This is a genomic window from Pseudomonas sp. PAMC 26793, from assembly GCF_000313235.1.
GTDB lineage: Bacteria > Pseudomonadota > Gammaproteobacteria > Pseudomonadales > Pseudomonadaceae > Aquipseudomonas > Aquipseudomonas yamanorum.
In genome coordinates this window covers 105,100-131,852 of sequence record NZ_AMXG01000036.1, presented here as the reverse complement: position 1 = coordinate 131,852, position 26,753 = coordinate 105,100, and the positions used below count along the sequence as shown (strand labels likewise).

29 protein-coding genes are annotated in these 26,753 nt (G+C 60.3%); 18 read left to right on the top strand and 11 right to left on the bottom strand.

The window, feature by feature from the left end:
• Positions 1-36 precede the first annotated feature (36 nt).
• The 4 genes from rng (at position 37) to tldD (ending at position 7,742) form a co-directional block, all read left to right on the top strand.
• Positions 37-1,494, top strand: coding sequence for a ribonuclease G (gene rng, locus D109_RS0115700; RefSeq protein ID WP_003216085.1), 1,458 nt, complete (start codon positions 37-39; stop codon positions 1,492-1,494).
• A gap of 76 nt (positions 1,495-1,570) precedes the next feature.
• Complete coding sequence (locus D109_RS0115695; RefSeq protein ID WP_017477737.1) at positions 1,571-5,386, top strand: YhdP family protein; 3,816 nt, start codon at positions 1,571-1,573, stop codon at positions 5,384-5,386.
• A gap of 48 nt (positions 5,387-5,434) precedes the next feature.
• Complete coding sequence (locus tag D109_RS0115690) at positions 5,435-6,283, top strand: carbon-nitrogen hydrolase family protein (protein WP_017477736.1); 849 nt, start codon at positions 5,435-5,437, stop codon at positions 6,281-6,283.
• A 16-nt stretch (positions 6,284-6,299) separates the two neighbouring features.
• Positions 6,300-7,742 carry a metalloprotease TldD gene (gene tldD / locus D109_RS0115685; protein WP_010170608.1) on the top strand — a complete coding sequence of 481 codons (1,443 nt, stop codon included), beginning with the start codon at positions 6,300-6,302 and terminating at the stop codon, positions 7,740-7,742.
• A 45-nt stretch (positions 7,743-7,787) separates the two neighbouring features.
• Here the strand turns inward: tldD and yjgA are convergent, their stop codons facing one another.
• Positions 7,788-8,309, bottom strand: coding sequence for a ribosome biogenesis factor YjgA (yjgA, locus tag D109_RS0115680; RefSeq protein WP_003216092.1), 522 nt, complete (start codon positions 8,307-8,309; stop codon positions 7,788-7,790).
• A 108-nt stretch (positions 8,310-8,417) separates the two neighbouring features.
• Between yjgA and pmbA the strand changes: the two genes are divergently transcribed.
• The 6 genes from pmbA to D109_RS0115650 all read left to right on the top strand — a co-directional run bounded on the left by pmbA (position 8,418) and on the right by D109_RS0115650 (position 13,688).
• The gene (pmbA, locus tag D109_RS0115675; RefSeq protein ID WP_003216094.1) at positions 8,418-9,764 is read left to right on the top strand and encodes a metalloprotease PmbA; all 1,347 of its coding nucleotides are present in this window, start codon (positions 8,418-8,420) and stop codon (positions 9,762-9,764) included.
• A 150-nt stretch (positions 9,765-9,914) separates the two neighbouring features.
• Complete coding sequence (locus D109_RS0115670; protein WP_010170602.1) at positions 9,915-10,310, top strand: hypothetical protein; 396 nt, start codon at positions 9,915-9,917, stop codon at positions 10,308-10,310.
• Positions 10,303-11,679, top strand: coding sequence for an aspartate ammonia-lyase (locus D109_RS0115665; RefSeq protein ID WP_017477735.1), 1,377 nt, complete (start codon positions 10,303-10,305; stop codon positions 11,677-11,679). The genes D109_RS0115670 and D109_RS0115665 overlap by 8 nt, the downstream gene beginning before the upstream one ends.
• A 27-nt stretch (positions 11,680-11,706) precedes the next feature.
• Positions 11,707-12,150, top strand: a complete 444-nt coding sequence (locus tag D109_RS0115660; RefSeq protein WP_017477734.1) for a hypothetical protein — start codon at positions 11,707-11,709, stop codon at positions 12,148-12,150.
• Position 12,151: 1 nt separating this feature from the next.
• Positions 12,152-12,763 carry a superoxide dismutase gene (locus D109_RS0115655; RefSeq protein ID WP_017477733.1) on the top strand — a complete coding sequence of 204 codons (612 nt, stop codon included), beginning with the start codon at positions 12,152-12,154 and terminating at the stop codon, positions 12,761-12,763.
• A 31-nt stretch (positions 12,764-12,794) separates the two neighbouring features.
• Positions 12,795-13,688, top strand: coding sequence for a ZIP family metal transporter (locus D109_RS0115650; RefSeq protein WP_017477732.1), 894 nt, complete (start codon positions 12,795-12,797; stop codon positions 13,686-13,688).
• A 39-nt stretch (positions 13,689-13,727) separates the two neighbouring features.
• Here D109_RS0115650 and D109_RS0115645 read toward each other — a convergent pair whose 3' ends face one another.
• From D109_RS0115645 to D109_RS0115600, 10 genes are all read right to left on the bottom strand, one after another.
• Positions 13,728-14,000, bottom strand: coding sequence for an HPr family phosphocarrier protein (locus D109_RS0115645; RefSeq protein WP_017138240.1), 273 nt, complete (start codon positions 13,998-14,000; stop codon positions 13,728-13,730).
• A 16-nt stretch (positions 14,001-14,016) separates the two neighbouring features.
• Positions 14,017-14,874 (bottom strand): RNase adapter RapZ, encoded by an 858-nt coding sequence (gene rapZ, locus D109_RS0115640; RefSeq protein WP_017477731.1) that lies wholly within the window; start codon positions 14,872-14,874, stop codon positions 14,017-14,019.
• A 2-nt stretch (positions 14,875-14,876) separates the two neighbouring features.
• Positions 14,877-15,341: a PTS IIA-like nitrogen regulatory protein PtsN gene (gene ptsN / locus D109_RS0115635; RefSeq protein ID WP_017477730.1), complete on the bottom strand. Its 465-nt coding sequence runs from the start codon at positions 15,339-15,341 to the stop codon at positions 14,877-14,879.
• Between the two features lie 12 nt (positions 15,342-15,353).
• Entirely contained in the window at positions 15,354-15,659 is a 306-nt protein-coding gene (gene hpf, locus D109_RS0115630) for a ribosome hibernation-promoting factor, HPF/YfiA family (protein WP_017477729.1), read from the bottom strand.
• Between the two features lie 75 nt (positions 15,660-15,734).
• Complete coding sequence (locus D109_RS0115625; protein ID WP_026078000.1) at positions 15,735-17,228, bottom strand: RNA polymerase factor sigma-54; 1,494 nt, start codon at positions 17,226-17,228, stop codon at positions 15,735-15,737.
• A 184-nt stretch (positions 17,229-17,412) separates the two neighbouring features.
• Positions 17,413-18,138, bottom strand: coding sequence for an LPS export ABC transporter ATP-binding protein (gene lptB / locus D109_RS0115620; RefSeq protein WP_003216119.1), 726 nt, complete (start codon positions 18,136-18,138; stop codon positions 17,413-17,415).
• Positions 18,138-18,710: a lipopolysaccharide transport periplasmic protein LptA gene (lptA, locus tag D109_RS0115615; protein ID WP_023659193.1), complete on the bottom strand. Its 573-nt coding sequence runs from the start codon at positions 18,708-18,710 to the stop codon at positions 18,138-18,140. Before lptA ends, lptB begins: the two co-directional genes overlap by 1 nt.
• Positions 18,697-19,269 (bottom strand): LPS export ABC transporter periplasmic protein LptC, encoded by a 573-nt coding sequence (gene lptC, locus D109_RS0115610; RefSeq protein ID WP_017477727.1) that lies wholly within the window; start codon positions 19,267-19,269, stop codon positions 18,697-18,699. The genes lptA and lptC overlap by 14 nt, the downstream gene beginning before the upstream one ends.
• A gap of 8 nt (positions 19,270-19,277) precedes the next feature.
• Positions 19,278-19,802 (bottom strand): HAD family hydrolase, encoded by a 525-nt coding sequence (locus tag D109_RS0115605; RefSeq protein ID WP_010170579.1) that lies wholly within the window; start codon positions 19,800-19,802, stop codon positions 19,278-19,280.
• A complete protein-coding gene (locus tag D109_RS0115600) occupies positions 19,803-20,777 on the bottom strand; it encodes a KpsF/GutQ family sugar-phosphate isomerase (protein WP_017477726.1) in 975 nt (324 codons plus the stop codon).
• A gap of 289 nt (positions 20,778-21,066) precedes the next feature.
• On the opposite strand from D109_RS0115600, the gene D109_RS0115595 reads away from it, so the two are divergent.
• From D109_RS0115595 to hisG, 8 genes are all read left to right on the top strand, one after another.
• Positions 21,067-21,876, top strand: coding sequence for an ATP-binding cassette domain-containing protein (locus D109_RS0115595; protein ID WP_003216128.1), 810 nt, complete (start codon positions 21,067-21,069; stop codon positions 21,874-21,876).
• A complete protein-coding gene (gene mlaE, locus D109_RS0115590; RefSeq protein ID WP_017477725.1) occupies positions 21,876-22,673 on the top strand; it encodes a lipid asymmetry maintenance ABC transporter permease subunit MlaE in 798 nt (265 codons plus the stop codon). The genes D109_RS0115595 and mlaE overlap by 1 nt, the downstream gene beginning before the upstream one ends.
• A complete protein-coding gene (gene mlaD / locus D109_RS0115585; protein ID WP_017477724.1) occupies positions 22,673-23,140 on the top strand; it encodes an outer membrane lipid asymmetry maintenance protein MlaD in 468 nt (155 codons plus the stop codon). The genes mlaE and mlaD overlap by 1 nt, the downstream gene beginning before the upstream one ends.
• Before the next feature lie 11 nt (positions 23,141-23,151).
• Complete coding sequence (locus tag D109_RS0115580) at positions 23,152-23,805, top strand: phospholipid-binding protein MlaC (RefSeq protein ID WP_017477723.1); 654 nt, start codon at positions 23,152-23,154, stop codon at positions 23,803-23,805.
• On the top strand, positions 23,802-24,107 hold the full coding sequence (locus D109_RS0115575) for a lipid asymmetry maintenance protein MlaB (protein WP_010170571.1): 306 nt from the start codon (positions 23,802-23,804) through the stop codon (positions 24,105-24,107). The genes D109_RS0115580 and D109_RS0115575 overlap by 4 nt, the downstream gene beginning before the upstream one ends.
• 114 nt (positions 24,108-24,221) lie before the next feature.
• On the top strand, positions 24,222-24,461 hold the full coding sequence (locus tag D109_RS0115570) for a BolA family protein (RefSeq protein WP_017477722.1): 240 nt from the start codon (positions 24,222-24,224) through the stop codon (positions 24,459-24,461).
• A gap of 23 nt (positions 24,462-24,484) precedes the next feature.
• Positions 24,485-25,750, top strand: a complete 1,266-nt coding sequence (gene murA / locus D109_RS0115565; RefSeq protein ID WP_017477721.1) for a UDP-N-acetylglucosamine 1-carboxyvinyltransferase — start codon at positions 24,485-24,487, stop codon at positions 25,748-25,750.
• A gap of 247 nt (positions 25,751-25,997) precedes the next feature.
• Entirely contained in the window at positions 25,998-26,633 is a 636-nt protein-coding gene (gene hisG / locus D109_RS0115560) for an ATP phosphoribosyltransferase (protein ID WP_003188599.1), read from the top strand.
• Positions 26,634-26,753 lie beyond the last annotated feature (120 nt).

The window sequence follows — 26,753 nt, the reverse complement described above, 5'->3', positions numbered from 1 at the left end:
GTCACTATTGTGAAAACGCCTGAACGAGACCCAGCCATGAGTGAAGAGATTCTGATCAATATCACGCCGATGGAATCGCGCGTGGCGGTGGTAGAGAACGGTGTTCTGCAAGAAGTGCACGTCGAGCGCACCCAAAAGCGCGGGATCGTTGGCAATATCTATAAAGGCAAGGTCGTGCGCGTGTTGCCGGGGATGCAGGCGGCGTTCGTCGACATCGGCCTGGACCGCGCTGCGTTTATCCATGCTTCGGAAATCTCCCTGCGTGAAGGCCCGGCGGTCGAAAGCATCAGCGCCCTGGTGCACGAAGGGCAGAGCCTGGTGGTGCAAGTCACCAAGGACCCGATTGGCTCCAAAGGTGCGCGGCTGACCACGCAACTGTCGATCCCTTCGCGCTACCTGGTGTACATGCCGCGCACCGCCCACGTTGGCATTTCCCTGAAAATCGAAGATGAAGCCGAGCGCGAGCGCCTGAAAAAGGTGGTCAGCGATTGCGTGGCGCTGGAGGGCATCAAGGAGGCCGGTGGCTTTATCCTGCGTACCGCCGCTGAGGGCGCGGGTGCCGATGAAATCCTCATGGACATCCGCTACCTGCGTCGCCTCTGGGACCAGATCGGCGCGCAGATCAAGACCATCGGTGCGCCCAGCGTGATCTACGAAGACCTCGGCCTGGCCCTGCGCACCTTGCGCGATCTGGTCAGCCCGAAGATCGAGAAAATTCGCATCGACTCGCGGGAAACCTTTCAGCGCACCACGCAATTTGTTGCCGAACTGATGCCGGAAATCGCCGACCGCCTCGAGCACTACCCGGGGGAGCGGCCGATTTTCGACCTGTATGGCGTCGAAGACGAAATCCAGAAAGCCCTTGAGCGCAAAGTGCCACTTAAGTCCGGCGGCTACCTGGTGGTAGACCCGGCGGAAGCCATGAGCACCATCGACGTCAACACCGGCGCCTTTGTGGGCCATCGCAACCTCGAAGAAACCATCTTCAAGACCAACCTCGAAGCGGCCACCGCGATTGCTCGCCAGCTGCGCCTGCGCAATCTGGGCGGGATCATCATCATCGACTTCATCGACATGGAAGACGAAGAGCACCAGCGCCAGGTGTTGCGTACCCTGGAGAAGCAGCTGGAGCGCGATCACGCCAAGACCAACATCATCGGCATTACCGAGTTGGGCCTGGTGCAGATGACCCGCAAGCGCACCCGTGAAAGCCTGGAGCAAGTGCTGTGCGAGCCGTGCAGCAGTTGCCAGGGGCGCGGCAAGTTGAAAACTCCGGAAACGGTTTGCTACGAGATTTTCCGTGAAATCCTACGGGAGGCGCGCGCCTACCAGGCCGAGGGCTATAGAGTCCTGGCTAACCAGAAGGTGGTCGACCGGTTGCTGGATGAAGAGTCCGGCAACGTGGCCGAGCTGGAGGGTTTTATCGGGCGCACGATTCGCTTCCAGGTCGAAACCATGTATTCCCAGGAACAATATGACGTGGTGCTGCTCTGATTCGCGTTAGCTCTTATCAACGAGACGGGCAGACCTTGATCTGCCGTCCGACTATTGCCTTTGAGGGTCGCCTGACATGGAGCGTCTGATACGCTTTTTTGCCGCATTGACCCGCTGGGGCCTCGGCCTGTGCGCCTTGCTGCTGGTATTGGCAGCGGTGTACGTGAGCCTTGGCCGTGAATTGACGCCGCTGGTGGCGGAATACCGTGGCGAAATCGAAGCCAAGGCTCGCACGGCGCTGGATATGCCCCTGAGCATCGGCAGCCTGGAAGGGCGCTGGAGCGGCTTCGCCCCGGTATTGATGGCCCACGACGTGATGGTCGGCGAGGGCACCAATGCCCTGCGCCTGGACCAGGTACAAGTGGTGCCGGACATCTGGGCCAGCCTGCTGGCGCGCGAAGTGCGCATTGCCCACCTGGAAGTCAGCGGCCTGCAGGTCAGCGTGAAGGAAGACCAGGATGGCCATTGGGCGCTGCAAGGCCTGCCGGTGCAGGACGACCAGCCGCTGGATCCCGAACAACTGCTGACGCGCATGCAAATGGTCGGGCAGGTTTCATTGCTCGACAGCCAGGTGACCCTGCAGCCATTCGACCAGGCGCCACTGACCTTGACCTATGTCGGCGTGAGCCTGCAGACCGGGGCCAACCACCAGCGCCTGGACGCGCGCTTGACCCTGCCCGACGGCCAGCCCCTGGCGTTGAACCTGAGCACCCGGATCCGCGCCAGCCATTGGAAAGACGGCGAAGCCCAGGCTTACCTGAGCTTGCCCCAGAGTGACTGGGCAAAATGGATCCCGGCGAAACTGCTCCAGCAATGGAAACTCACCGAATTCAAGGCCGGCGGCGAATTCTGGCTGACCTGGGCCAAGGGTACTGTGCAAAGTGCTGCCGTACGCCTCAACGCCCCGCAACTCAAAGGCAGCTATGCCGATCGCAAGCCGACACACATCGAGAACCTGGCCCTCACCGCCTACCTGCAACGCAGTAATAACGGCCTTAAGGTGCTGTTTGACTCGTTGGCGATGAACCTCGGCGACACCCGCTGGGAATCGCGCCTGCAACTGCAGCAAACCCTGGCGACCGACAAGGCCCAGGAAGTCTGGAACCTGCAGGCCGATCGCCTGGACTTGACGCCGATCACGCCATTGCTGCACGCCTTGGCGCCCTTGCCGGAAGCCGTGGCCACGACCCTGGATCATCTGAAGGCCACCGGCACGCTGCGTAACGTGCTGCTGGATTACCGTCCTCAAGACACCACCGACCAGCGCGTGAGCTTTGCGGCCAACCTCGACCGCATCGGCTTTGATGCCTACTTCGGCGCGCCGGCCGCCCGCAATGTCAGCGGCAGCATCAGCGGTGACCTGGGCAAGGGCGAGTTGCGCATGGACAGCAAGGATTTCTCCTTGCACCTGTTTCCGATCTTCGCCAAGCCCTGGCAGTACATCCAGGCCAACGCCCGCCTGACGTGGAAGCTGGACAAGGAAGGCTTCACCCTGATCGCGCCGTATATCAAGGTGCTGGGCGAGGAGGGCAAGGTCGCCGCCGACTTCCTGATTCGCCTGCATTTCGACCATAGTCAGGAAGACTATATGGACCTGCGGGTCGGTATGGTCGATGGCGATGGCCGCTTTACCCCCAAATACCTCCCGGCCGTGTTGAGCCCGGCACTCGATGAGTGGCTGCGCACCGCAATTCTCAAGGGCGCGGTGGACGAAGGTTTCTTCCAGTACCAGGGCTCGCTGAATCACGATGCGCTGCCCGCGTCACGCAATATCAGCCTGTTCTTCAAGGTGCATGATGCCGAGCTGGCCTTTCAGCCGGGCTGGCCGCACGTCAGCAAGGTCAAGGGTGAAGTGTTTGTCGAGGAGAGCGGCGTGCGCATCCTGGCCAGCAAGGGCCAGTTGCTCGACACCAAGGTCAATGACATCTACGTCAACATTCCCCATGCGCCCGAAGGCAAGGACAGTCACCTGCTGCTCACCGGCAACTTTGCTGGCGGCCTGGGCGATGGGCTGAAAATCCTTCAGGACGCGCCGATCGGTACCGCTTCGACCTTCGCCGGCTGGAAAGGCGAGGGTGACCTGCAAGGCAAGCTGGACCTGGATATTCCCCTGGCCAAGGACGCCGATCCCAAGATTGTGGTGGACTTCAAGACCGACAAGGCGCGCCTGCAACTGGCCGATCCTGCGCTGGACCTGAGCCAGCTCAAGGGTGATTTCCGCTTCGACAGCGCCAAGGGCCTGAGTGGCCAGAACATCAGCGCACAGGCCTTCGACCGGCCGATCACCGCGCAGATTTTCGCCGATGGCAAGCCAGGCAACCTCAACACTCGCGTCACCGCGAAAGGGCAGGTGACCGTCAAGCGGTTGACTGACTGGCTGAAGGTCAGCCAGCCGTTGCCGGTGTCCGGCGATATCCCCTACCAATTGCAGCTCAACCTCGACGGCGCCGACAGCCAGTTGATGGTCAGTTCCAACCTCAAGGGTGTGGCCGTGGACCTGCCGGCGCCGTTCGGCATGCCAGCGAGCCAGGGCCGTGACAGCGTGTTCCGCATGACCTTGCAGGGTAAGGAGCGCCGTTACTGGTTCGATTATGGCGAGTTGGGCAGCTTCACCTTCGCCGCCCCGGCCGACAGTTTTGCCGATGGCCGTGGCGAGCTATTCCTGGGGGATGGCGATGCGGTGTTGCCGGCCGGCAAGGGCTTGCGTATCCGCGGTGTGTTGTCGGAGCTGGATATCGATCCCTGGAAAAAACTCGTGGACCGCTACGCCGGCAACGATCCGGGAGGCAGTGCCAAGCAGCTGTTGAGCGGGGCGGACTTCAAGATTGGAAAGCTGACGGGCTTCGGCACCCAGTTCGATCAGGTCAACCTGCAACTGGATCGCAAACCCGCCGCCTGGGGCTTGCAGTTCGACAGCCAGCAGGCCAAGGGTACCGTGGGGTTGCCGGATGCCAAGGGCGCGCCGATTGCGGTCAACCTGCAGTACGTGAAGTTGCCTGCTGTGGATCCGACGGTGCAGGCAGATGAAAATGCGCCGGACCCGCTGGCTGACGTTAATCCCAAGGATATTCCTGCGCTGGATATCGCGATTGCCCAGTTGTTCCAGGGCCCTGACCTGATAGGTGCATGGTCGTTGAAAGTGCGGCCGACGGCCAAGGGCATGGCGTTCAACAGCCTCAACCTGGGGCTCAAGGGCATGCTGCTCCAGGGCGCCGGCGGTTGGGAGGGCGCTCCCGGCGCCAGCAGCAGTTGGTACAAGGGTCGCCTGGACGGCAAGAACATCGGGGACGTGCTCAAGGGCTGGGGGTTTGCGCCTAGCGTGACCAGTGAAGAGTTTCATGTGGACGTGGATGGCCGCTGGCCGGGCTCGCCAGCCTGGGTCGGTCCAAAGCGCTTCTCCGGCAGCCTGGACGCAAGCTTCCGCAAAGGCCAGTTTGTTGAAGTGGAAGGTGGCGCCCAGGCGCTTCGGGTATTTGGCTTGCTGAACTTCAACTCCATCGGTCGCCGGCTGCGCCTGGACTTCTCGGACTTGCTCGGCAAAGGCTTGAGCTATGACCGGGTCAAGGGCTTGCTGGCGGCCAGTAATGGTGTGTTTGTGACCCGTGAGCCGATCACCATGACCGGCCCGTCGAGCAACCTGGAGATCAACGGCACCCTGGACCTGGTCGCTGATCGTGTCGATGCCAAGCTGCTGGTGACGCTGCCGGTCACCAACAACCTGCCGATTGCCGCGCTGATCGTCGGCGCGCCGGCCATTGGCGGTGCGCTGTTCCTGATCGACAAGCTGATTGGCGACCGTGTTTCGCGTTTCGCCAGCGTGCAGTACAAGGTAGAAGGCCCGTGGAAGGACCCGAAAATCACCTTCGACAAGCCATTTGAAAAGCCAAACTGAGTACCTGTGGAGTAGCATGGCCTCATGCCTTTTCTGGAGTGTAGGCCCATGTCCTTTGCGGTAATCCAAATGGTCAGCCAAAGCGATGTGCTGGCCAACCTGGCCCAGGCTCGGCGCCTGCTGGAGCAAGCGGCGGCGGGTGGTGCAAGGCTTGCGGTACTCCCGGAAAACTTCGCCGCCATGGGCCGTCGCGATGTGGCCGATATCGGTCGCGCCGAGGCCTTGGGCGAGGGTCCGATCCTGCCATGGTTGAAACAGACCGCCCGCGACCTCACCTTATGGATAGTGGCCGGCACTTTGCCGTTGCCTCCAAAGGACCAACCAAACGCCAAGTCCAACGCCTGCTCGTTGCTGATCGATGATCAGGGCGAAGTCGTTGCCCGCTACGACAAGCTGCACCTGTTCGATGTCGACGTGGCTGATGCCCGGGGTCGTTATCGTGAATCCGATGACTATGCTCATGGTAGCCAGGTGGTGGTGGCGGATACGCCGGTCGGCCGCCTGGGGCTGACAGTGTGTTACGACTTGCGTTTTCCGGAGCTGTACAGCGAATTGCGCGCGGCGGGTGCTGAACTGATTACCGCACCCTCCGCCTTTACGGCGGTGACGGGGGCCGCGCACTGGGATGTGCTGATTCGTGCCCGGGCCATCGAGACCCAGTGCTACCTGCTGGCGGCCGCCCAGGGTGGCGTGCATCCGGGGCCCCGGGAAACCTTCGGGCATGCGGCGATCATCGACCCATGGGGACGCGTGCTGGCACAACAGGATCAAGGCGAAGCGGTGTTGTTGGCCGAGCGCGATAGCAGCGAACAGGCGTCGATACGGACGCGCATGCCGGTGGCGGGCCACCGGCGCTTTTTCTCGCAGGGCGCGCAGCTACCTGCTTCAGAACGATGAATTTAAGGCCAAACCTATGAGCGAGTTGTTGTCCTCAGTCAGTGAACACCTCCTGGCGCCCGGTGGCGTGACCATCGAAAGCTTGCAAACGGTCCTCGGCGATCTGGCCGGGCCAGGCATCGACGCCGCCGACCTGTATTTCCAGGGGCAGATTTCCGAGTCCTGGGCCCTGGAAGACGGGATCGTCAAGGAAGGCAGTTTCAACCTCGACCAAGGTGTGGGCGTGCGTGCGCAGTCCGGTGAAAAAACCGGCTTTGCCTACAGCAATGCCATCACCCTTGAAGCCCTGGGCCTGGCGGCTCGCGCGGCGCGTTCGATCTCCCGTGCCGGTCAAAACGGCACGGTGCAGGCGTTCAGCACCCAGGACGTGGCCCAGTTGTATGCCCCGGATAACCCGCTGGAAGTGATCAGCCGTGCTGAAAAGGTCGAGCTGCTCAAGCGTGTTGACGCGGCCACCCGTGCGCTGGACCCGCGTATCCAGCAAGTCACCGTGAGCATGGCCGGTGTGTGGGAACGCATCCTCGTGGCCTCCACCGATGGCGGCCTGGCGGCGGATGTGCGGCCACTGGTGCGTTTCAATGTCAGCGTGATCGTTGAACAGAACGGCCGCCGCGAGCGCGGTGGCCATGGCGGCGGCGGGCGTACCGATTACCGTTATTTCCTCACCGAAGACCGCGCCATGGGCTATGCCCGTGAAGCGCTGCGCCAGGCCCTGGTTAACCTGGAAGCGATTCCAGCACCAGCCGGCACGTTGCCGGTGGTGCTGGGGTCCGGCTGGTCCGGCGTGCTGCTGCATGAAGCCGTGGGCCACGGCCTGGAAGGTGACTTCAACCGCAAGGGCAGTTCGGCCTACAGCGGGCGCATGGGCGAGATGGTTGCGTCCAAGCTCTGCACCATCGTCGATGACGGCACCCTGGCTGGGCGTCGCGGCTCATTGAGCGTCGATGACGAAGGCACCCCGACCGAGTGCACCACGCTGATCGAAAACGGCGTGCTCAAGGGCTACATGCAAGACAAGCTCAATGCCCGCCTGATGGGCGTGGCTCGCACCGGTAACGGTCGTCGCGAGTCCTACGCGCACCTGCCGATGCCGCGCATGACCAACACCTACATGCTCGGTGGCGAAAGCGACCCGGCCGAAATCATCGCCTCGGTGAAACGCGGTATCTACTGCGCCAACCTGGGTGGTGGGCAGGTGGACATCACCAGCGGCAAGTTCGTGTTCTCCACCAGCGAGGCGTATTTGATCGAAGACGGCAAGATCACCGCGCCGGTCAAGGGTGCAACGTTGATTGGCAACGGCCCGGAAGCCATGAGCAAGGTATCGATGGTCGGTAACGACCTGTCGCTGGACAGCGGTGTGGGGACGTGCGGGAAGGATGGTCAGTCGGTGCCGGTGGGTGTCGGCCAGCCAACTTTGAAAATTGATGCGATCACCGTGGGTGGCACGGGGTCGTAAGAATGGGAGCTTCGGGTGGCGAAGATCGCCACCCGGGGAAGAGGGTCAGCGCAGGCCGCGTTGACTATCGTCCAGCTCACGGATGTATTTGAAGATTTTTCGGCTGGAGGCCGGTGGCTTGCTTTGCGCCAGTTCGTGCTGGGCCTGACGGATCAGGGAGCGCAATTGTTGGCGATCGGCATCCGGGTACTCGATGACGAACTTCTCCAGTACCGCGTCATCGCCGGCGATCAAGCGATCACGCCAGCGTTCCAGGTTATGGAAACGCTCGTTGTACTGGCGAGTGGAGGCATCGAGTTGATCGAGCAACGTCAGAATGGCGTCAGTGTCCTGGTCGCGCATCAGTTTGCCGATAAACATGAGGTGCCGTTTACGCGCGATATTCGCGGTGTGCTTGGGCGCATCGTTCAGGGCCCGGCGCAGGGCGTCGGTCAATGGCAGTTTTGCACACAAGTCAGGCTTGAGTGTTGTAAGGCGCTCGCCGAGGTCAACCAGAGCATGCAGCTCGCGTTTGACCTGAGATTTGCTTTTCTCCCCATCGAGGGAGTCGTCGTAAGAATCAACCATGGTGGCAGTCCGCAAAGAAACGCCGCCATGATAACCAGTCGGGGGCCGCTTGTCCGGCCCGGTCGCTAGAAGGCCTTAACCGAAAGCAGAATTTGAGTGGAGAAAACCATGAGTGCAGCCCAAAGCGTCGGTCCGCAAGCGTTACCGGCACTGCAGGAACAAGTCGAGCAGATCATTGCCGAGGCCAAGCGCCAGGGGGCCAGTGCCTGTGAAGTGGCGGTGTCCCTGGAGCAGGGGTTGTCGACATCGGTACGCCAGCGGGAAGTGGAAACGGTTGAGTTCAACCGCGACCAGGGGTTTGGCATCACCTTGTACGTGGGCCAGCGCAAAGGCTCGGCCAGCACCTCCGCCAGCGGCCCGGAAGCGATTCGCGAAACCGTCGCAGCAGCCCTGGCAATTGCCAAGCACACGTCTGAAGATGAAAGCTCGGGCCTGGCAGATGCAGCCCTGATGGCTCGGGACTTGAAGGATTTTGACCTGTTTCATGCCTGGGATATCACCCCGGAGCAGGCTATTGAACAAGCGTTGACCTGCGAAGCGGCGGCATTTGACGCCGACAGTCGGATCAAGAACGCCGATGGCACCACCTTGAGCACTCACCAGGGCTGCCGTGTGTATGGCAACAGCCATGGCTTTATCGGCGGTTATGCCTCGACGCGTCACAGCCTGAGCTGCGTGATGATCGCCGAAGCCAACGGCCAGATGCAGCGTGATTACTGGTACGACGTGAACCGCCAGGGCGAATTGCTGATGGACCCGGTGCTCATCGGCCAACGTGCCGCACAACGTGCGGCCAGCCGCCTGGGCGCACGCCCGGTGCCGACTTGCGAAGTGCCGGTGCTGTTTTCGGCGGAACTGGCCGGTGGTCTGTTCGGCAGCTTCCTTGGGGCGATTTCCGGCGGCAACCTGTACCGCAAGTCGTCGTTCCTCGAGGGCGCGATTGGCCAGAAGCTGTTCCCGGAATGGCTGACCATCGATGAGCGCCCGCACCTGATGCGCGCGATGGGCAGTTCGTCGTTTGACGGTGATGGCCTGGCGACTTATGCCAAGCCGTTCGTCGAGAACGGTGAGTTGGTGTCCTATGTGTTGGGTACTTATGCCGGTCGCAAGCTCGGCCTGCCAAGCACCGCCAACTCCGGCGGCGTGCACAACCTGTTCATCACCCATGGCGATGAAGACCAGGCGGCGCTGCTGCGGCGCATGGGGCGTGGCTTGCTGGTCACCGAGTTGATGGGGCATGGCCTGAATATGGTCACCGGTGATTACTCCCGTGGCGCGGCGGGTTTCTGGGTGGAGAACGGTGAAATCCAGTTCGCCGTGCAGGAAGTGACCATCGCCGGCAATATGCGCGACATGTTCAAGCAGATTGTCGCAGTGGGGAATGACCTGGAACTGCGCAGCAACATCCGCACCGGTTCGGTGTTGATCGAGAAGATGACCGTCGCCGGCAGCTAACCCGCCGAAAGACGCTGTAAAAAAAGGCGCGCCATCCACTGGATGGCGCGTCTTTTTTTGTGCCTGGAATTCCGAGTGATTTCCTCAGGCTCTTGTTTTGATTCTCAATATCATTTAATAATAAATATCATTACCGAATGAGTGTGGATCATGAGTTCTGTCCTGCATGAGGATCCCTACCTGGAAAGCTGGCGTTGGATGAGTCGTCAGATTCGCTGCGGCCTTGATCCCGACGAGCCCCGCCTGATCGAACATTACCTGGCCGAAGGCCGGTACCTCGCCTGTTGCACCGCGACCCACCCGTGGACTATCGGCGAAACCTCATTCCGCCTGCTGCTCGACACCGCCTCCGACATTGCCTTGCCCTGGCACTGGCGGTCCATGTGCCTGGACCAGGCCTGGCGCCCGTTGCGCGACCTGGAAAAACTTTCCCACTGTGCCTGCCGCCTCAAGCGCTGGCAGACCTTTGCCTGGCAATTGGCGACCTGCGAATTGCTTCCATCCATTTCTCACTCCGACTTGGTGCAAGGATCTTCCGATGAGTAACACCCGTATCGAACGTGACAGCATGGGCGAACTGCAAGTGCCCGCCGAGGCCCTGTATGGCGCGCAAACCCAGCGTGCGGTGAACAACTTTCACATCAGCCACCTGCGCATGCCGGCGCAGTTCATTCGTGCGCTGATCCTGGCCAAGGCTGCGGCGGCCAAAGCTAACGTCGAGCTGAAACAACTGAGCGAAGCCCAGGGCAAGGCCATCGTCGATGCCGCCCAGGGCTTGCTGGAAGGCGACTTCATGCAGCACTTCCCGGTGGATATCTTCCAGACCGGCTCCGGCACCAGCTCCAACATGAATGCCAACGAAGTGATTGCGACCCTCGCCAGCCGTTTGCTGGGGGAGCCGGTGAATCCCAACGATCACGTGAACTGCGGCCAAAGCAGCAACGACATCATCCCGACCACCATTCACGTCAGTGCGGCGCTGGTGTTGCATGAGCAAACCCTGCCGGCGCTGTTGCATCTGGTCCAGGTGATCGAACACAAGGCCGAAGAGGTGCACCGCTTCGTCAAGACCGGCCGGACGCATTTGATGGATGCGATGCCGGTGCGCATGAGCCAGGTGCTCAATGGTTGGGCGCAGCAGCTCAAGGCCAACATCGGCCATCTGCAAGACCTGCTGCCGAGTTTGCAGGCGCTGGCCCAGGGCGGCACTGCAGTTGGCACCGGGATCAATGCGCATCCAGAGTTTGCGGCGCGTTTCAGCCAGCAACTGAGCAATCTGACCCACGTCCAGTTCACCCCGGGCAAGAACCTGTTTGCCCTGATTGGCTCCCAGGACACCGCCGTCGCGGTCTCGGGGCAGCTCAAGACCACCGCCGTGTCCCTGATGAAAATCGCCAACGACCTGCGCTGGATGAACTCCGGCCCGTTGGCCGGCCTCGGTGAAATCGAGCTGGAAGGCCTGCAACCGGGCTCCTCGATCATGCCGGGCAAGGTCAACCCGGTGATCCCGGAAGCTACCGCCATGGTTGCCGCACAGGTGATCGGCAATGACACGGTGATCACCATCGCCGGCCAGTCCGGCAACTTCGAACTCAACGTGATGCTGCCGATCATTGCCCAGAATCTGCTCAGCAGCCTGGAATTGCTGGCCAACTCCAGCCGCCTGTTGGCGGACAAGGCCATCGCCAGCTTCAAGGTCAACGAAGTCAAGCTCAAGGAAGCGCTGTCGCGCAACCCGATCCTGGTGACCGCACTCAACCCGATCATCGGTTACCAAAAGGCCGCCGAAATCGCCAAGAAGGCCTATCAACAAGGCCGCCCGGTGATTGACGTAGTGCTCGAACACACCGACTTGCCCCGCAGCCAGCTGGAAATCCTGCTGGATCCGGAAAAGCTCACGGCCGGCGGCGTGTAATCACTGACCCTGCTTTGGAGGCACACCATGGAGCACTGGAAACGTACGATCGAACGGGCCAATCGCTGCTTTATGGCGGGCGAGCTGGTAGATGCCCGCGAGGCCTACCTGCAAGCCCTGGCCCTGGCTCAAGTGTTGTTTGAGCGCTGGGCGGATGCCGACGAAGCAGTGGCGGCCTGCGTCATTTCCCATCACAACCTGGCCGACCTGCACCTGCGCCTGAACCAGCCGGAGGAGAGCGCGGAATACCTCTGTGCCATTCACCAGCGTCTGTTGCAGACCATGCAGGACACCCGCCTGAACCCGCAATTGCGGGAAGCGGCCCTGTGCCAGAGCAGCAAGACCTACGTCGAACTGCTGAATTTCATCAGCGATCACGGTGAGTACCCACGTACCCACCGCCTGCTGGGCAGCAACGTGGCGCCATCGCATGCGTCGACCCGCAACAGCCCTTTTTATGGAGCTCATTGATATGTCCTACACCTTGCCGGCCCTGCCTTACGCCTACGATGCCCTTGAACCGCATATCGATGCGCAAACCATGGAGATCCACTACACCAAGCACCACCAGACCTACATCAACAACCTCAACGCGGCTGTCGAAGGCACCGAGTTTGCCGGTTGGCCGGTGGAGAAACTGGTGTCCAGCGTCCAGCAACTGCCGGAAAAGCTGCGGGCGGCGGTGATCAACCAGGGCGGCGGTCACGCTAACCACTCGTTGTTCTGGGCCGTAATGTCGCCCAAGGGCGGCGGCAAACCGGACGGTGCGCTGGGCAAAGCCATCGACGAACAGTTGGGCGGTTTCGATGCGTTCAAAGAGGCCTTCACCAAAGCGGCCTTGACCCGTTTTGGCAGTGGCTGGGCGTGGTTGAGCGTGACCCCGCAAAAGACCCTGGTGGTGGAAAGCAGCGGCAACCAGGACAGCCCGCTGATGAGCGGCAATACGCCAATCCTCGGCCTGGACGTCTGGGAACACGCTTACTACCTGCTGTACCAAAACCGTCGTCCGGAATATATCAATGCGTTCTACAGCGTCATCAACTGGCCGGAAGTTGCCGGACGCTACCAGGCTGCGCTGGGCTGAAATTCCTCCATAACAAGATCTAAGGCCGACTATGGGCACTGAAACACTGGCGATCAGCAGCGTGCGAATGTTTCGTTATGCGTTTGGCTCGCTGCTGCTATTGGCAGGAACCGCGTTGCTGGTGGCCCAAGGGCTGGCCTGGCTTGACCTGGAACCCCGCATCCTGCGGGCCTTGCAAGGTGGTGCGATTTGCGCGCTTGGCACCGCCTTGGGCGCTGTGCCGGTACTGGTGATCCGCCGAATGCCGTTGGCGGTGAGCGACACGCTGCTCGGCTTCGGCGCCGGGGTAATGCTGGCGGCGACGGCGTTTTCGCTGATCGTGCCGGGTATTGCGGCTGCGCAAAGCCTGGGGCTGACGCCCTGGGCCGCCAGTGGCTTGATCAGTTTCGGCATCATGCTAGGCGCGTTCGGGTTGTACCTGGTGGATCGCAAGGTCTCCGGCGCCAGCCCGGAAATGCTGGTGGGCAGTCCGGAATATCCGGTGATACCGCCGCGTATCTGGCTGTTTGTGTTCGCCATCATCGCCCACAATATTCCCGAAGGCATGGCCGTTGGTGTCTCGGCAGGCGGCGGCATGCCCGATGCCGACAGCCTGGCCATGGGCATCGCCTTGCAGGATGTGCCGGAGGGATTGGTGATTGCACTGGTGCTGGCCGGGGCGGGTATGTCGCGGGTCAAGGCGTTCCTGATCGGCGCGGCGTCAGGCCTGGTGGAGCCGGTGTTTGCCGTGCTGTGTGCCTGGCTGGTAAGCCTGGCGGAGGTGCTGTTGCCGTTGGGGCTGGCACTGGCGGCCGGGGCGATGCTGCTGGTGGTGACTCACGAAGTCATTCCCGAGTCGCGGCGCAATGGCCATGACAAGCTTGCCAGCTTGGGGCTCTGCATCGGGTTTTGCTTGATGATGGTGATGGATACGGCGTTGGGGTGAAGCCGCTTGCCGGCTTCACGCTGTCACAGGAAGGCGGGTTTACTCGCCTTCGTCAAAGTAGTTATTGATCAGCTTCACCAGCGCATCCATCGCTTCCTGCTCTTGCTCGCCTTCCGTCTTCAAGTGAATCTTCGTGCCCTTGCCCGCAGCCAGCATCATCATGGCCATGATGCTCTTGCCGTCGACCATTGATTCCGGGGTGCGCCCGGCGCGAATCTGGCAAGGGAACTGCCCGGCGACGCCGACGAACTTGGCCGAGGCCCGGGCGTGCAGGCCCAGCTTGTTGATGATTTCAATTTCCAGAGCGGGCATCGCGGAGGTGTTCCTTTCAGCTGAGGTCGCGGTGGCGAACCTGGACGTTCTTGAGGGTTTGTTGCAGCACCTGGCCCAGGCGTTCGGTCAGGTAGACGGAGCGGTGGTGGCCGCCGGTGCAGCCAATGGCGATGGTGACATAAGCCCGGTTGCTGGCCGCAAAACGCGGCAGCCATTTGAGCAGGTAGCTGGAGATGTCCTGGAACATGTCCTCGACATCCGGTTGCGCCGCCAAGTACTCGGCTACAGGTTGGTCCAGCCCCGACTGATCGCGCAATTCCGGCTTCCAGTACGGGTTGGGCAGGCAACGCACATCAAATACCAGGTCGGCATCCACCGGCATGCCGCGCTTGAAGCCAAACGACTCCACCAGAAAAGCCGTGCCCGGCTCCGGCTGATTCAGCAGGCGCAGCTTGATCGCATCGCGCAGTTGATACAGGTTCAGGCTGGTGGTGTTGATCTTGAGGTCGGCCAGGTCAATGATCGGCCCGAGCAGCTTGGTCTCGTCTTCAATGGCTTCGGCCAGCGAGCGGTGCGGGCTGCTCAGTGGGTGGCGTCGACGGGTTTCGGAGAAGCGCTTGAGCAGGGTCTCTTCGTCGGCGTCCAGGTACAGCACGTCGCAATGGATGTGCTTGGCCCGTACCTCTTCGAGCAGTTCCGGAAAACGTGTGAGGTGGCTGGGCAGGTTGCGCGCGTCGATCGACACGGCGACCAGCGGTTGCGCCAGCTCGGTATGAATCAGTGCCCGCTCCGCCAGTTCCGGCAGCAGGCCAGCGGGCAGGTTGTCGATGCAATAAAAACCGTTGTCCTCAAGAACATTGAGAGCCGTGCTTTTACCTGAGCCGGAACGGCCGCTGACGATGATCAAACGCATGATTACTGCCCGTTTTGTTCATCCAGGACAACCTGATAGAGCGCCTCATTACTGGGGGCGCTGCGCAGTTTATCGCGTACTTCTTTGCGGTCGAGCATGCTGGCGATCTGCCGAAGCAGTTCCAGGTGCGCATCGGTGGCCGCTTGGGGGACCAGCAGTACAAACAGCAGGTCGACCGGCGCGCCATCGATGGCGTCGAAATCGATAGGGGCGTCCAGGTGCAGCAGGGCGCTGACTGGAGACTCGCAGCCTTGCAGGCGGCAGTGAGGAATGGCGATGCCGTTGCCAAAGCCGGTCGAGCCGAGCTTTTCACGGGCAATCAGGGCCTCGTACACAGCTTGCGTATCCATTTCGGGCACTTCGCGGCCGATCAGGTTGGCAATTTGTTCGAGGGCGCGCTTTTTACTGCCGCCCGGCACGTTCACGAGGGAACGGCCGGGGGTCAGGATGGTTTCAAGTCGAATCATGGGTGGGGAGTGTTAGCGGCCAGTGCCTTGAAGAAGGCTCTGCTGCTTTTCCTTATGCTTTTTAAGTTGGCGGTCAAGCTTGTCTGTGAGCAAGTCGATTGATGCATACATGTCTTCATGTTCGGCATTGGCGACCACTTCGCCACCAGGTATCTGAAGTGTCGCTTCGATTTTCTGCTGAAGCTTGTCGACCTTCATGATGACCTGCACGTTGGTGATCTTGTCGAAATGGCCCTCAAGCTTCCTCAGCTTCAGCTCGACGTATTCGCGCAATGGAGGGGTGACTTCTACATGGTGTCCACTGATGTTGACTTGCATACAGCTTCTCCTTCGTTGCCAGTGCATAAAGCGACGGGTAGGAATACCCGCCACTGGAACGCTATGGCCCGCCCGTCACATCAAACGTTTACGCTCGCTGGAAGGCGCGATCCCAAGGGACTCGCGGTACTTGGCGACGGTTCGACGGGCGACCTGAATGCCTTGTGCCTCCAGTAAACCAGCGATCTTGCTGTCACTCAACGGCTTTTTCTGATTTTCCGCGGCAACCAGTTTTTTGATGATCGCGCGGATCGCCGTGGACGAGCATTCGCCGCCTTCGGAGGTGCTGACGTGGCTGGAGAAAAAGTATTTCAGCTCATATATACCCCGTGGGGTATGCATGAATTTTTGCGTGGTCACCCGGGAAATCGTTGATTCGTGCATGCCTACCGCCTCGGCGATGTCATGCAATACCAGCGGTTTCATGGCTTCATCGCCGTATTCCAGGAAGCCGCGCTGGTGCTCGACGATCTGGGTGGCGACTTTCATCAGGGTTTCGTTGCGGCTCTGCAGGCTCTTGATGAACCAGCGGGCTTCCTGAAGCTGGTTGCGCATGAAGGTGTTGTCGGCGCTGGTGTCGGCGCGGCGCACAAAACCTGCGTATTGCGGATTGACCCGCAGGCGCGGTACCGATTCCTGGTTCAGCTCCACCAGCCAGCGCTCGTTGTCCTTGCGCACGATCACATCGGGCACGACATATTCGGCTTCACTGGACTCGATCTGCGAGCCAGGGCGAGGGTTGAGGCTCTGCACCAGCTCGATGATCTGGCGCAGGTCATCTTCCTTGAGCTTCATGCGGCGCATCAGTTGGCTGTAGTCGCGGCTGCCCAGCAGGTCGATATAGTCGGTGACCAGGCGCTGCGCTTCGGCCAGCCAAGGGGTCTTGGCCGGCAATTGCCGCAATTGCAGCAGCAGGCACTCGCTGAGGGTGCGGGCGCCGATGCCGGCGGGCTCGAATTGCTGGATGCGGTGCAGGACGGCTTCGATTTCGTCCAGCTCGATGTCCAGTTCCGGGTCGAAGGCCTCGAGGATCTCCTCAAGGGTCTCGTCCAGGTAGCCCTGATTGTTGATGCAATCGATCAGGGTCACAGCGATCAGGCGATCGGTATCGGACATCGGGGCCAGGTTCAGTTGCCAGAGCAAATGGCTCTGCAGGCTCTCGCCGGCGGACGTACGGGTGGTGAAGTCCCACTCGTCATCATCGTTGCTGGGCAGGCTGCTGGCGCTGGTCTGGTAGACGTCTTCCCAGGCGGTGTCCACGGGAAGCTCGTTGGGAATGCGTTCGTTCCATTCGCCTTCCTCGAGGTTGTCGACCGTGGGGGCGGTTTCCTGGTAGGAGGGTTCCTGTACGTCGGGGTTGGGCTTTTGCTCGATGTTGTCGGCCAGCGGGTCTGCATTATCGAAGTCGTCGCCTTCTTCCTGGCGTTCGAGCATCGGATTGGACTCCAGGGCCTCCTGGATTTCCTGTTGCAGGTCCAGGGTCGACAATTGGAGCAGGCGGATGGCCTGTTGCAGCTGCGGTGTCATCGTCAGCTGCTGGCCCATTCTCAGGACTAGCGATGGTTTCATGGCAGGGGCTTAACACCTTATTCGCCGGCGCAATGCGCCATCCACGACAGGGCGCGTGAGCGCCAAACATAAGCAAATTATATGCCTGATATCGGGGGCTTTGCCTAGAGCGCGGTAACAATAAAAATACTGAGGTTTTTATTGACTACCGCGCTCCATGGCGAATGGCCTGATACCACCGTGTTTACAGGCGGAACTCGTGACCCAGATACACTTCCTTGACCAGTTCGTTGGCCAGGATAGTGGCGGAGTCACCTTCGGCAATCAGCTGTCCATCGTTGACGATATACGCGGTTTCGCAGATATCGAGGGTCTCGCGGACGTTGTGGTCGGTGATCAATACACCGATGCCCTTGGCCTTGAGGTGATGGATGATCTGCTTGATGTCGCCGACGGAGATCGGGTCGACACCGGCGAAGGGTTCGTCCAGCAGGATGAACTTCGGCGCAGTGGCCAGGGCTCGGGCGATTTCCACACGACGCCGCTCGCCGCCGGAAAGGCTCATGCCGAGGTTGTCGCGAATGTGGTTGATATGGAATTCCTGCAGCAGGCTTTCCAGCTCTTTCTTGCGCCCGGCGCGGTCGAGTTCCTTGCGGGTCTCGAGGATGGCCATGATGTTGTCGGAAACCGACAGTTTGCGGAAGATCGATGCTTCCTGGGGAAGATAGCCGATACCCGCCTGCGCACGACCGTGCATAGGCTGGTGGCTCACGTCCAGGTCGTCGATCAGGACGCGGCCTTGATCGGCCTGTACCAGGCCGACGATCATGTAGAAACAGGTGGTCTTGCCGGCACCGTTGGGGCCGAGCAAGCCGACGATCTGCCCGCTGTCGATCGACAGGCTGACGTCGCGCACGACCTGACGGCTTTTATAGGCCTTGGCCAGATGCTGGGCTTTCAGGGTTGCCATTAATTCGCCTTCTTCGCGTCGGGTTTCGGCGCCGGCTGGGCTGCGCCCGGTTTCTGCTTCGGCTGGATAACCATGTCGATACGCGGCTTCGGCGTGCTGATTTTCGAACCGGTGGCGCGACCGGCCTGGGCAATCTGCTTCACCGTGTCGTAGACGATTTTTTCGCCGTCGGTGGTGTTGCCGTCATTGATGACGCGGGCCTGGTCGATCAGCACGATACGGTTTTGCTGGGCGTGGTACTGGATCGTCTTGCCATAGCCTTTGACCGGTGTAGGGTCGCCCACTTTCTGCAGCTGTTCGAAATACGCCAGGTTGCCCACCGAAGTGACCACGTCGATATCGCCTGCCGGGGTGCGAGTCAGCGTCACGGTGTTACCCGTCACCTTCATCGAGCCCTGGGTGATGATCACGCTACCGGTGTAAGTCGCGATACCTTGCTTGTCATCCAGCTGCGCATCGTCAGCCTGAATGTGGATCGGTTGCTGGCTATCGTTCGGCAGAGCCCAGGCGCTCACGCTTCCCAGTGCTGCGCCCAGGCCGAGCAAAATAGGGAGGGTTTTAACGAGCCTCATACTGTCCTCTTACGTTCGATAGCAGGTGTATCCTGCTTTCTTTCAAATACGCTTTCATTCCCTTGCCAGTCGATACACCGCCAGCGCCGTCAATTCTAACGTCTTGCTCGGTCTGCGCATATTGCTTCTGTGGGAATACGGTCATGCGACTGCTGGTAATAATAGTGTCGCGGTTCTTGGCGTCGGTGCGGGCTACGCGCACCGAGTCAATCAATTCCACTTGGGTGCCGTCCGGGTTGACCTCGCCACGCTCGCTGGTCACGTGCCATGGAAATTCGGCACCGCGATACAGGTTCATGTCCGGCTTGGTCAATAACGTGACCTCGGATGCCTTCAAGTGTTCGACCTTGTCGGAGGTCATTTCATACTGGACCTTGCCATCGGGCAGGTACTGAATGCTGTGGGCGTTGATGGCGTAATAGTCGATAGCGCTCTCGTCAACCTGCGCAACAGGCTTGTCGAGGAAGCGCTCCGGGCTGATATTCCAGTAGCCGACCGCGAGGAAAACCGCGGCGATGATGGCAAATATCAGGAAATTGCGAATCTTTTTACTCAGCATAAAACGCTCTATAGGTAGGCGGCGTGAGCCGCTTCAAGGCTGCCTTGGGCGCGCAGAATCAACTCGCAGAACTCACGGGCGGCGCCTTCGCCGCCACGGGCTGTCGTCACACCATGGGCGTGTTCGCGAACGAACGCCGCCGCATTGGCCACGGCCATGCCCAGGCCGACCCGGCGAATCACCGGCAGGTCGGGTAAATCGTCACCGAGGTAGGCAACTTGCTCATAGCTTAGGTTGAGTTGGCCAAGAAGCTCGTCCAGAACCACCAGTTTATCCTCGCGGCCCTGATACAGGTGAGGAATCCCCAGGTTTTGTGCGCGGCGTTCCACAACCGGGGTCTTGCGACCGCTGATGATGCCGGTTTGCACGCCCGCCGCCATCAGCATCTTGATGCCTTGGCCATCGAGGGTGTTGAAGGTCTTGAATTCGCTGCCGTCTTCCAGGAAGTACAGGCGGCCATCCGTCAGCACGCCGTCGACGTCGAAAATCGCCAGCTTGATGTTTTTGCCCCGTTGCAACAGGTCGGTGGTCATTTACATCACTCCCGCACGCAGCAAATCGTGCATGTTCAGGGCGCCAACCGGGCGGTCGTCACTGTCGACCACCACCAGCGCCAGGATTTTATGGTCTTCCATGATCTTCAGCGCTTCGGCCGCAAGCATGTCAGGGCGGGCGGTCTTGCCGTGGGGAGTCATGACTTCGTCGATGGTGGCAGTCTGGATGTCGAGGTTGCGGTCCAGGGTGCGACGCAGGTCACCGTCGGTGAAAACCCCGGCCAGGCGCCCGTCGTCTTCCAGGATCACGGTCATGCCCAGGCGCTTGAGGGTCATTTCCATCAAGGCGTCTTTAAGCAGGGTGCCGCGCGCCACTTGCGGCAGCTCGTCGCCGGCGTGCATCACGTTTTCCACTTTAAGCAGCAGACGACGGCCCAAGGCACCACCCGGGTGGGAAAACGCGAAGTCTTCGGCGGTAAATCCGCGGGCCTCCAGCAATGCCACGGCCAGCGCATCTCCCATGACCAGGGCGGCGGTGGTGGAGGAGGTCGGTGCCAGGTTCAGCGGGCAGGCCTCGTGGGCTACGTGCACGTTCAAGTTCACTTCGGCGGCTTTTGCCAGCGTCGAGTCCGGGTTGCCGGTCACGCTGATCAACTGGATGCCCAGGCGCTTGATCAGCGGCAGCAGGGTCACGATTTCGTTGGTGGTGCCGGAGTTGGACAGTGCCAGGATGATGTCGTCCCGGGTGATCATGCCCATGTCGCCATGGCTGGCTTCGGCCGGGTGCACGAAGAACGCGGTGGTTCCGGTGCTCGCCAGGGTGGCGGCGATCTTGTTGCCAACATGCCCGGATTTGCCCATGCCGACCACGACAACGCGGCCCTTGCTGGCCAGAATCATCTCGCATGCGCGTACGAAATCCGCGTCGATATGGGCCAGTAAACCTTCTACGGCTTCAAGCTCGAGGCGGATGGTGCGTTGTGCGGATTGAATAAGGTCGCTGGATTGGCTCATGTCTGAAATCGTATAGCCTGACGAAAAGTCGGCGATTATAACGGTAATGATCGAATCGCTCACGTAAGTTCGTCAGCCTTTATTTAGTCAAGCCTCCGAGCAACCCTTAATATTGCGATTTATTACCTGTCCTGTTTCTGAACAAGCTCTGTTCCGGCCTTGGGGGCGCTGCACCAGCAGTGATATAGTTCTCCGCCAGTTCGGTCCGCGCAGCCTTTTTGTCTATTCGGCGCAAGCATTTGTCGAAAACAAGGTGTCTGAGTGAAAGGCTGCATCCCAAGGAGTTTAGATGAGTGCCGATAACGCCTACGCGGTCGAGCTGAAGGGTCTGTCCTTCAAGCGCGGTACGCGCAGCATCTTCAATAATGTGGATATTCGCATTCCCCGCGGCAAAGTCACGGGCATCATGGGACCTTCCGGCTGCGGCAAGACGACGCTGTTGCGTCTGATGGGCATGCAATTGCGCCCCTCCGCCGGTGAAGTCTGGGTCAATGGCCAGAACCTGCCGACCCTCTCGCGCAGCGACCTGTTCGATGCGCGCAAGCACATGGGAGTGCTGTTCCAGAGCGGTGCGTTGTTTACCGATCTCGATGTTTTCGAAAACGTGGCGTTCCCGCTGCGGGTGCACACACAGCTGTCCGATGAGATGATTCGTGACATTGTGTTGCTGAAATTGCAGGCCGTAGGGCTGCGCGGTGCCATCGATTTAATGCCCGACGAGCTGTCCGGTGGCATGAAGCGTCGTGTCGCCCTGGCGCGTGCCATCGCCCTCGACCCGCAAATTCTCATGTACGACGAGCCTTTCGTTGGCCAGGACCCGATCGCCATGGGCGTCCTGGTGCGCCTGATCCGCCTGCTCAACGACGCACTGGGTATCACCAGTATCGTGGTCTCCCACGACCTGGCCGAGACCGCGAGCATTGCCGACTACCTTTATGTCGTGGGCGATGGTCAGGTGCTGGGGCAGGGCACGCCTGAAGAGCTGATGAACGCTGATAACCCGCGCATTCGCCAATTCATGACCGGCGATCCCGATGGCCCGGTGCCTTTTCATTTTCCGGCAGCGGACTACCGCTCAGATCTTCTGGGGAAGCGCTGATGCGCAAGAAATCTTTACTCGAAAAGGTTCGCCTTTTCGGCCGCTCCGGCATCGATATCATTGGTGTGCTGGGCCGTTCGACGATTTTCCTGTTTCATGCCTTGCTCGGCCGCGGCGGTATTGGCGGCGGTTTCGGCCTGCTGATCAAGCAACTGCACTCGGTGGGCGTAATGTCCCTGGTGATCATTGTGGTCTCCGGTGTATTCATCGGTATGGTGCTTGCGCTGCAGGGCTTTAATATCCTGTCCAGCTATGGTTCCGAGCAGGCGGTGGGGCAGATGGTCGCCCTGACGCTGTTGCGTGAGTTGGGCCCGGTGGTGACTGCGCTGCTGTTTGCCGGACGTGCCGGCTCGGCGCTGACGGCCGAAATCGGCAACATGAAGGCCACCGAGCAACTGTCCAGCCTGGAAATGATCGGTGTCGACCCGCTCAAGTACATTGTTGCCCCGCGCCTGTGGGCCGGCTTCATCTCCCTGCCACTGCTGGCGATGGTGTTCAGCGTGGTGGGCATCTGGGGTGGCTCGTGGGTGGCGGTTGACTGGCTGGGTGTCTACGACGGCTCCTACTGGGGCAACATGCAAAACAGCGTGACCTTCACCGGTGACGTGCTCAATGGCATCATTAAAAGCATCGTTTTCGCCTTTGTAGTGACCTGGATCGCCGTATTCCAAGGCTACGACTGTGAGCCCACTTCAGAGGGGATCAGTCGCGCCACCACCAAGACCGTTGTGTACGCCTCGCTGGCGGTACTTGGCCTTGACTTCATTTTGACCGCCTTGATGTTTGGAGATTTCTGATGCAAAACCGCACTGTGGAAATCGGTGTCGGCCTTTTCTTGCTGGCTGGCATCCTGGCTTTACTGTTGCTCGCCCTGCGAGTCAGCGGCCTATCGGCCAGCCCCACCGCCGATACTTATAAACTTTACGCCTACTTCGACAATATCGCCGGTTTGACTGTCAGAGCTAAAGTGACCATGGCGGGTGTAACCATCGGCAAGGTCACGGCGATCGATCTGGACCGCGACAGCTTCACCGGCCGGGTGACGATGCAAGTGAACAAGAAGGTCGATAACCTGCCGACTGACTCCACTGCGTCTATTCTCACCGCTGGTTTGCTGGGCGAGAAGTACATCGGTATCAGCGTGGGCGGGGAAACAGCTCTGCTCAAGGATGGTTCGACCATTCATGACACACAGTCGTCGTTGGTGCTGGAGGACTTGATCGGTAAATTCCTGCTCAATACCGTCAATAAAGACGCCAAATGAGGAATGTGTTGATGATCTCTACTTTGCGACGTGGCCTGTTGGTACTGCTCGCGGCATTGCCGTTGATGGCTAACGCCGCTGCCGGCGGCTCTGCACATGACCTGGTGCAGGACACCACCAACAAGATGTTGGCTGACCTGAGCGCCAACAAGGAAAAGTACAAGCAAGACCCGAGTCAGTTTTATAACGCGCTGAACACGATTGTCGGGCCTGTGGTGGATGCTGAAGGCATTTCCAAAAGCATCATGACCGTCAAGTACTCGCGCAAGGCGACCCCGGAGCAGATGACCCGCTTCCAGGAAAACTTCAAGCGCGGCCTGTTCCAGTTCTATGGCAACGCATTGCTCGAGTACAACAACCAGGGCATTACGGTTGATGCGCCGAAGTCCGAAACGGGTGACCGTGCCGAAGTTGGCATGACCGTGAAGGGCACCAATGGCGCGGTGTATCCGGTGTCCTATACCCTGACGAAGATCAATGGCGAGTGGAAACTGCGTAACGTCGTGATCAACGGTATCAACATTGGCAAGCTGTTCCGTGATCAGTTTGCGGACGCCATGCAGCGCAATGGCAACGACCTGGACAAAACCATCAATGGTTGGGCCGGTGAAGTGGCCAAGGCCAAGGAAGAAACCGACAAAGCTGCCGGGAAGCCTGCCCAATGACCGAGTCGGCCATTCGCCTTGGCGAGTCCGGTGAGCTGCTGCTCAGCGGCGTGCTGGATTACAGCACCGGGCCAGCCCTGCGCAAGCAGGGCCAAGCGCTGATCAACGCCAGCACCGCGTCCGCGCTGGTGCTGGATTGCTCGGCGGTGGTGAAGTCCAGCAGTGTCGGCTTGTCGTTGCTGCTGTGTTTCATGCGTGATGCGCAGGCTGTCAAAAAGCCGGTGAGCATCCGTGCGTTGCCCGAAGACATGCGTGAAATCGCTGAAGTTTCCGGGCTGACCGAGCTGTTGGCGCATCCTTAATACGCATTATTAAAGAAGCCCCCCGTCAGAGTCCTGCTATGCGGGGTTCGCAGGCGCGGGGCTTTTTTGTATGATGTGCGACCCGCGCGCACTGGGCGCCGATAGAGGTTGAGCATGCAGGCCTTAGAAGTGAAGCGCTTTCTCGAAGAAAAGCTCCCCGAAACTCAAGTAGAAGTTGAGGGCGAAGGCTGTAACTTCCAGCTGAACGTGATTAGCGATGAACTGGCGGCATTGAGCCCGGTCAAGCGTCAGCAGCAGATCTATGCCCATTTGAACCCGTGGATCACCGATGGCAGCATCCATGCGGTCACTATGAAATTTTTCAGCCGCGCGGCCTGGGCCGAGCGCACCTGAGCCCCCAAGGCGTCGAGATTCTTATGGATAAATTGATTATTACCGGCGGTGCTCGTCTTGATGGCGAGATCCGTATTTCCGGGGCGAAGAACTCCGCCCTGCCGATCCTGGCAGCGACCTTGCTGTGCGATGGCCCGGTTACCGTGGCCAACCTGCCGCACCTGCATGACATCACCACCATGATCGAGCTGTTCGGTCGCATGGGCATCGAGCCGGTGATCGACGAGAAACTCAGCGTCGAAATCGACCCGCGCACCATCAAGACCTTGATCGCACCGTACGAGCTGGTGAAAACCATGCGCGCCTCGATCCTGGTGCTGGGCCCGATGGTTGCCCGTTTCGGCGAAGCCGAAGTCGCACTGCCTGGCGGTTGCGCGATTGGTTCGCGTCCAGTGGACCTGCACATCCGTGGCCTCGAAGCCATGGGGGCAACCATCGACGTCGAAGGCGGCTACATCAAGGCCAAGGCGCCGGAAGGCGGCCTGCGTGGCGCGAACTTCTTCTTTGATACCGTCAGTGTGACCGGTACCGAGAACATCATGATGGCTGCTGCCCTGGCCAACGGCCGCAGTGTCCTGCAAAACGCCGCGCGCGAGCCTGAAGTGGTCGACCTGGCCAACTTCCTGATCGCCATGGGCGCCAACATCACCGGCGCCGGCACCGACACCATCACCATCGAAGGTGTGAAGCGCCTGCATTCGGCCACTTACAAAGTGATGCCGGACCGCATCGAGACCGGTACCTACCTGGTGGCTGCTGCCGTTACCGGTGGTCGCGTCAAGGTCAAGGACACCGATCCGACGATCCTTGAAGCCGTCCTGGAAAAACTCAAGGAAGCCGGCGCCGAGATCACCACCGGTGAAGACTGGATCGAGCTGGACATGCACGGCAAGCGGCCAAAAGCCGTCAACGTGCGTACTGCTCCGTACCCGGCGTTCCCGACCGACATGCAGGCGCAGTTCATTTCCCTGAACGCGATTGCCGAAGGCACCGGTGCCGTGATCGAGACCATCTTCGAAAACCGCTTCATGCACGTGTATGAACTGCACCGCATGGGCGCCAAGATCCAGGTCGAAGGCAACACTGCCATCGTGACCGGCATCGAGAAGCTCAAGGGCGCGCCAGTGATGGCCACCGACCTGCGTGCCTCGGCCAGCCTGGTGATCTCGGCGCTGTGCGCTGACGGCGACACCCTGATCGACCGCATTTACCACATAGACCGTGGTTACGAGTGCATCGAAGAGAAGCTGCAGATGCTCGGCGCGAAAATCCGCCGCGTACCGGGCTAGTTCCAGGAACTGCAAACACGGTCATTGTGGCGAGGGAGCTTGCTCCCGCTGGACTGCGCAGCAGTCCCAGTCTTTTTAAACAAAGACCAGGGCCGCTTCGCGCCCCAGCGGGAGCAAGCGCCCTCGCCACAGGACGATGTATGCTGTTAACTGATTTGTTTCAAATCGAGGCTGTAATGGCCTCGATCTGTGTCTGGCGCCGATTGCGACCGGACAGCAATAGCCTGATGAAGGACTGACGTTTCCCATGTTGACCATCGCACTGTCCAAGGGCCGCATCCTTGACGACACTTTGCCGCTTCTGGCTGAAGCGGGCATCGTGCCAACCGAGAATCCGGACAAGAGCCGCAAGCTGATCATCCCCACGACCCAGGACGACGTTCGCCTGCTGATCGTGCGTGCCACCGACGTGCCAACCTACGTTGAGCATGGCGCGGCCGACCTCGGCGTCGCGGGTAAAGACGTGTTGATGGAATACGGCGGCCAGGGCCTGTACGAGCCATTGGACCTGCGTATTGCCCTGTGCAAACTGATGACCGCCGGCCGCGTCGGTGACGTCGAGCCCAAGGGCCGCCTGCGGGTGGCGACCAAGTTCGTCAACGTTGCCAAGCGTTACTACGCCGAGCAAGGTCGCCAGGTCGACATCATCAAGCTTTACGGTTCGATGGAGCTGGCACCGCTGATCGGCCTGGCCGACAAGATCATCGACGTGGTCGACACCGGCAACACCCTGCGCGCCAACGGCCTGGAGCCCCAGGACTTTATCGCCGACATCAGCTCCCGCCTGATCGTCAACAAAGCTTCGATGAAAATGCAGCACGCCCGTATCCAGGCGTTGATCGACACCCTGCGCAAGGCAGTGGAGTCTCGACACCGCGGTTGACTCACCCGCGCGGCCCTAAGCCGCGCCCGTCTATCCGCCTCATAGCCAGAATTCTCAGGTGCCCAAGCGGAAACGACTGCTAGTTTAGGGCGCCTGAGTTTTTGCCAATTCTATTGAGGC

Bases quoted from the DNA above. Each gene is read 5' to 3' on its own strand.
- rng (WP_003216085.1), top strand. From the start codon at position 37: ATGAGTGAAGAGATTCTGATCAATATCACGCCGATGGAATCGCGCGTG.
- D109_RS0115695 (WP_017477737.1), top strand. From the start codon at position 1,571: ATGGAGCGTCTGATACGCTTTTTTGCCGCATTGACCCGCTGGGGCCTC.
- D109_RS0115690 (WP_017477736.1), top strand. From the start codon at position 5,435: ATGTCCTTTGCGGTAATCCAAATGGTCAGCCAAAGCGATGTGCTGGCC.
- tldD (WP_010170608.1), top strand. From the start codon at position 6,300: ATGAGCGAGTTGTTGTCCTCAGTCAGTGAACACCTCCTGGCGCCCGGT.
- yjgA (WP_003216092.1), bottom strand. From the start codon at position 8,309: ATGGTTGATTCTTACGACGACTCCCTCGATGGGGAGAAAAGCAAATCT.
- pmbA (WP_003216094.1), top strand. From the start codon at position 8,418: ATGAGTGCAGCCCAAAGCGTCGGTCCGCAAGCGTTACCGGCACTGCAG.
- D109_RS0115670 (WP_010170602.1), top strand. From the start codon at position 9,915: ATGAGTTCTGTCCTGCATGAGGATCCCTACCTGGAAAGCTGGCGTTGG.
- D109_RS0115665 (WP_017477735.1), top strand. From the start codon at position 10,303: ATGAGTAACACCCGTATCGAACGTGACAGCATGGGCGAACTGCAAGTG.
- D109_RS0115660 (WP_017477734.1), top strand. From the start codon at position 11,707: ATGGAGCACTGGAAACGTACGATCGAACGGGCCAATCGCTGCTTTATG.
- D109_RS0115655 (WP_017477733.1), top strand. From the start codon at position 12,152: ATGTCCTACACCTTGCCGGCCCTGCCTTACGCCTACGATGCCCTTGAA.
- D109_RS0115650 (WP_017477732.1), top strand. From the start codon at position 12,795: ATGGGCACTGAAACACTGGCGATCAGCAGCGTGCGAATGTTTCGTTAT.
- D109_RS0115645 (WP_017138240.1), bottom strand. From the start codon at position 14,000: ATGCCCGCTCTGGAAATTGAAATCATCAACAAGCTGGGCCTGCACGCC.
- rapZ (WP_017477731.1), bottom strand. From the start codon at position 14,874: ATGCGTTTGATCATCGTCAGCGGCCGTTCCGGCTCAGGTAAAAGCACG.
- ptsN (WP_017477730.1), bottom strand. From the start codon at position 15,341: ATGATTCGACTTGAAACCATCCTGACCCCCGGCCGTTCCCTCGTGAAC.
- hpf (WP_017477729.1), bottom strand. From the start codon at position 15,659: ATGCAAGTCAACATCAGTGGACACCATGTAGAAGTCACCCCTCCATTG.
- D109_RS0115625 (WP_026078000.1), bottom strand. From the start codon at position 17,228: ATGAAACCATCGCTAGTCCTGAGAATGGGCCAGCAGCTGACGATGACA.
- lptB (WP_003216119.1), bottom strand. From the start codon at position 18,138: ATGGCAACCCTGAAAGCCCAGCATCTGGCCAAGGCCTATAAAAGCCGT.
- lptA (WP_023659193.1), bottom strand. From the start codon at position 18,710: ATGAGGCTCGTTAAAACCCTCCCTATTTTGCTCGGCCTGGGCGCAGCA.
- lptC (WP_017477727.1), bottom strand. From the start codon at position 19,269: ATGCTGAGTAAAAAGATTCGCAATTTCCTGATATTTGCCATCATCGCC.
- D109_RS0115605 (WP_010170579.1), bottom strand. From the start codon at position 19,802: ATGACCACCGACCTGTTGCAACGGGGCAAAAACATCAAGCTGGCGATT.
- D109_RS0115600 (WP_017477726.1), bottom strand. From the start codon at position 20,777: ATGAGCCAATCCAGCGACCTTATTCAATCCGCACAACGCACCATCCGC.
- D109_RS0115595 (WP_003216128.1), top strand. From the start codon at position 21,067: ATGAGTGCCGATAACGCCTACGCGGTCGAGCTGAAGGGTCTGTCCTTC.
- mlaE (WP_017477725.1), top strand. From the start codon at position 21,876: ATGCGCAAGAAATCTTTACTCGAAAAGGTTCGCCTTTTCGGCCGCTCC.
- mlaD (WP_017477724.1), top strand. From the start codon at position 22,673: ATGCAAAACCGCACTGTGGAAATCGGTGTCGGCCTTTTCTTGCTGGCT.
- D109_RS0115580 (WP_017477723.1), top strand. From the start codon at position 23,152: ATGATCTCTACTTTGCGACGTGGCCTGTTGGTACTGCTCGCGGCATTG.
- D109_RS0115575 (WP_010170571.1), top strand. From the start codon at position 23,802: ATGACCGAGTCGGCCATTCGCCTTGGCGAGTCCGGTGAGCTGCTGCTC.
- D109_RS0115570 (WP_017477722.1), top strand. From the start codon at position 24,222: ATGCAGGCCTTAGAAGTGAAGCGCTTTCTCGAAGAAAAGCTCCCCGAA.
- murA (WP_017477721.1), top strand. From the start codon at position 24,485: ATGGATAAATTGATTATTACCGGCGGTGCTCGTCTTGATGGCGAGATC.
- hisG (WP_003188599.1), top strand. From the start codon at position 25,998: ATGTTGACCATCGCACTGTCCAAGGGCCGCATCCTTGACGACACTTTG.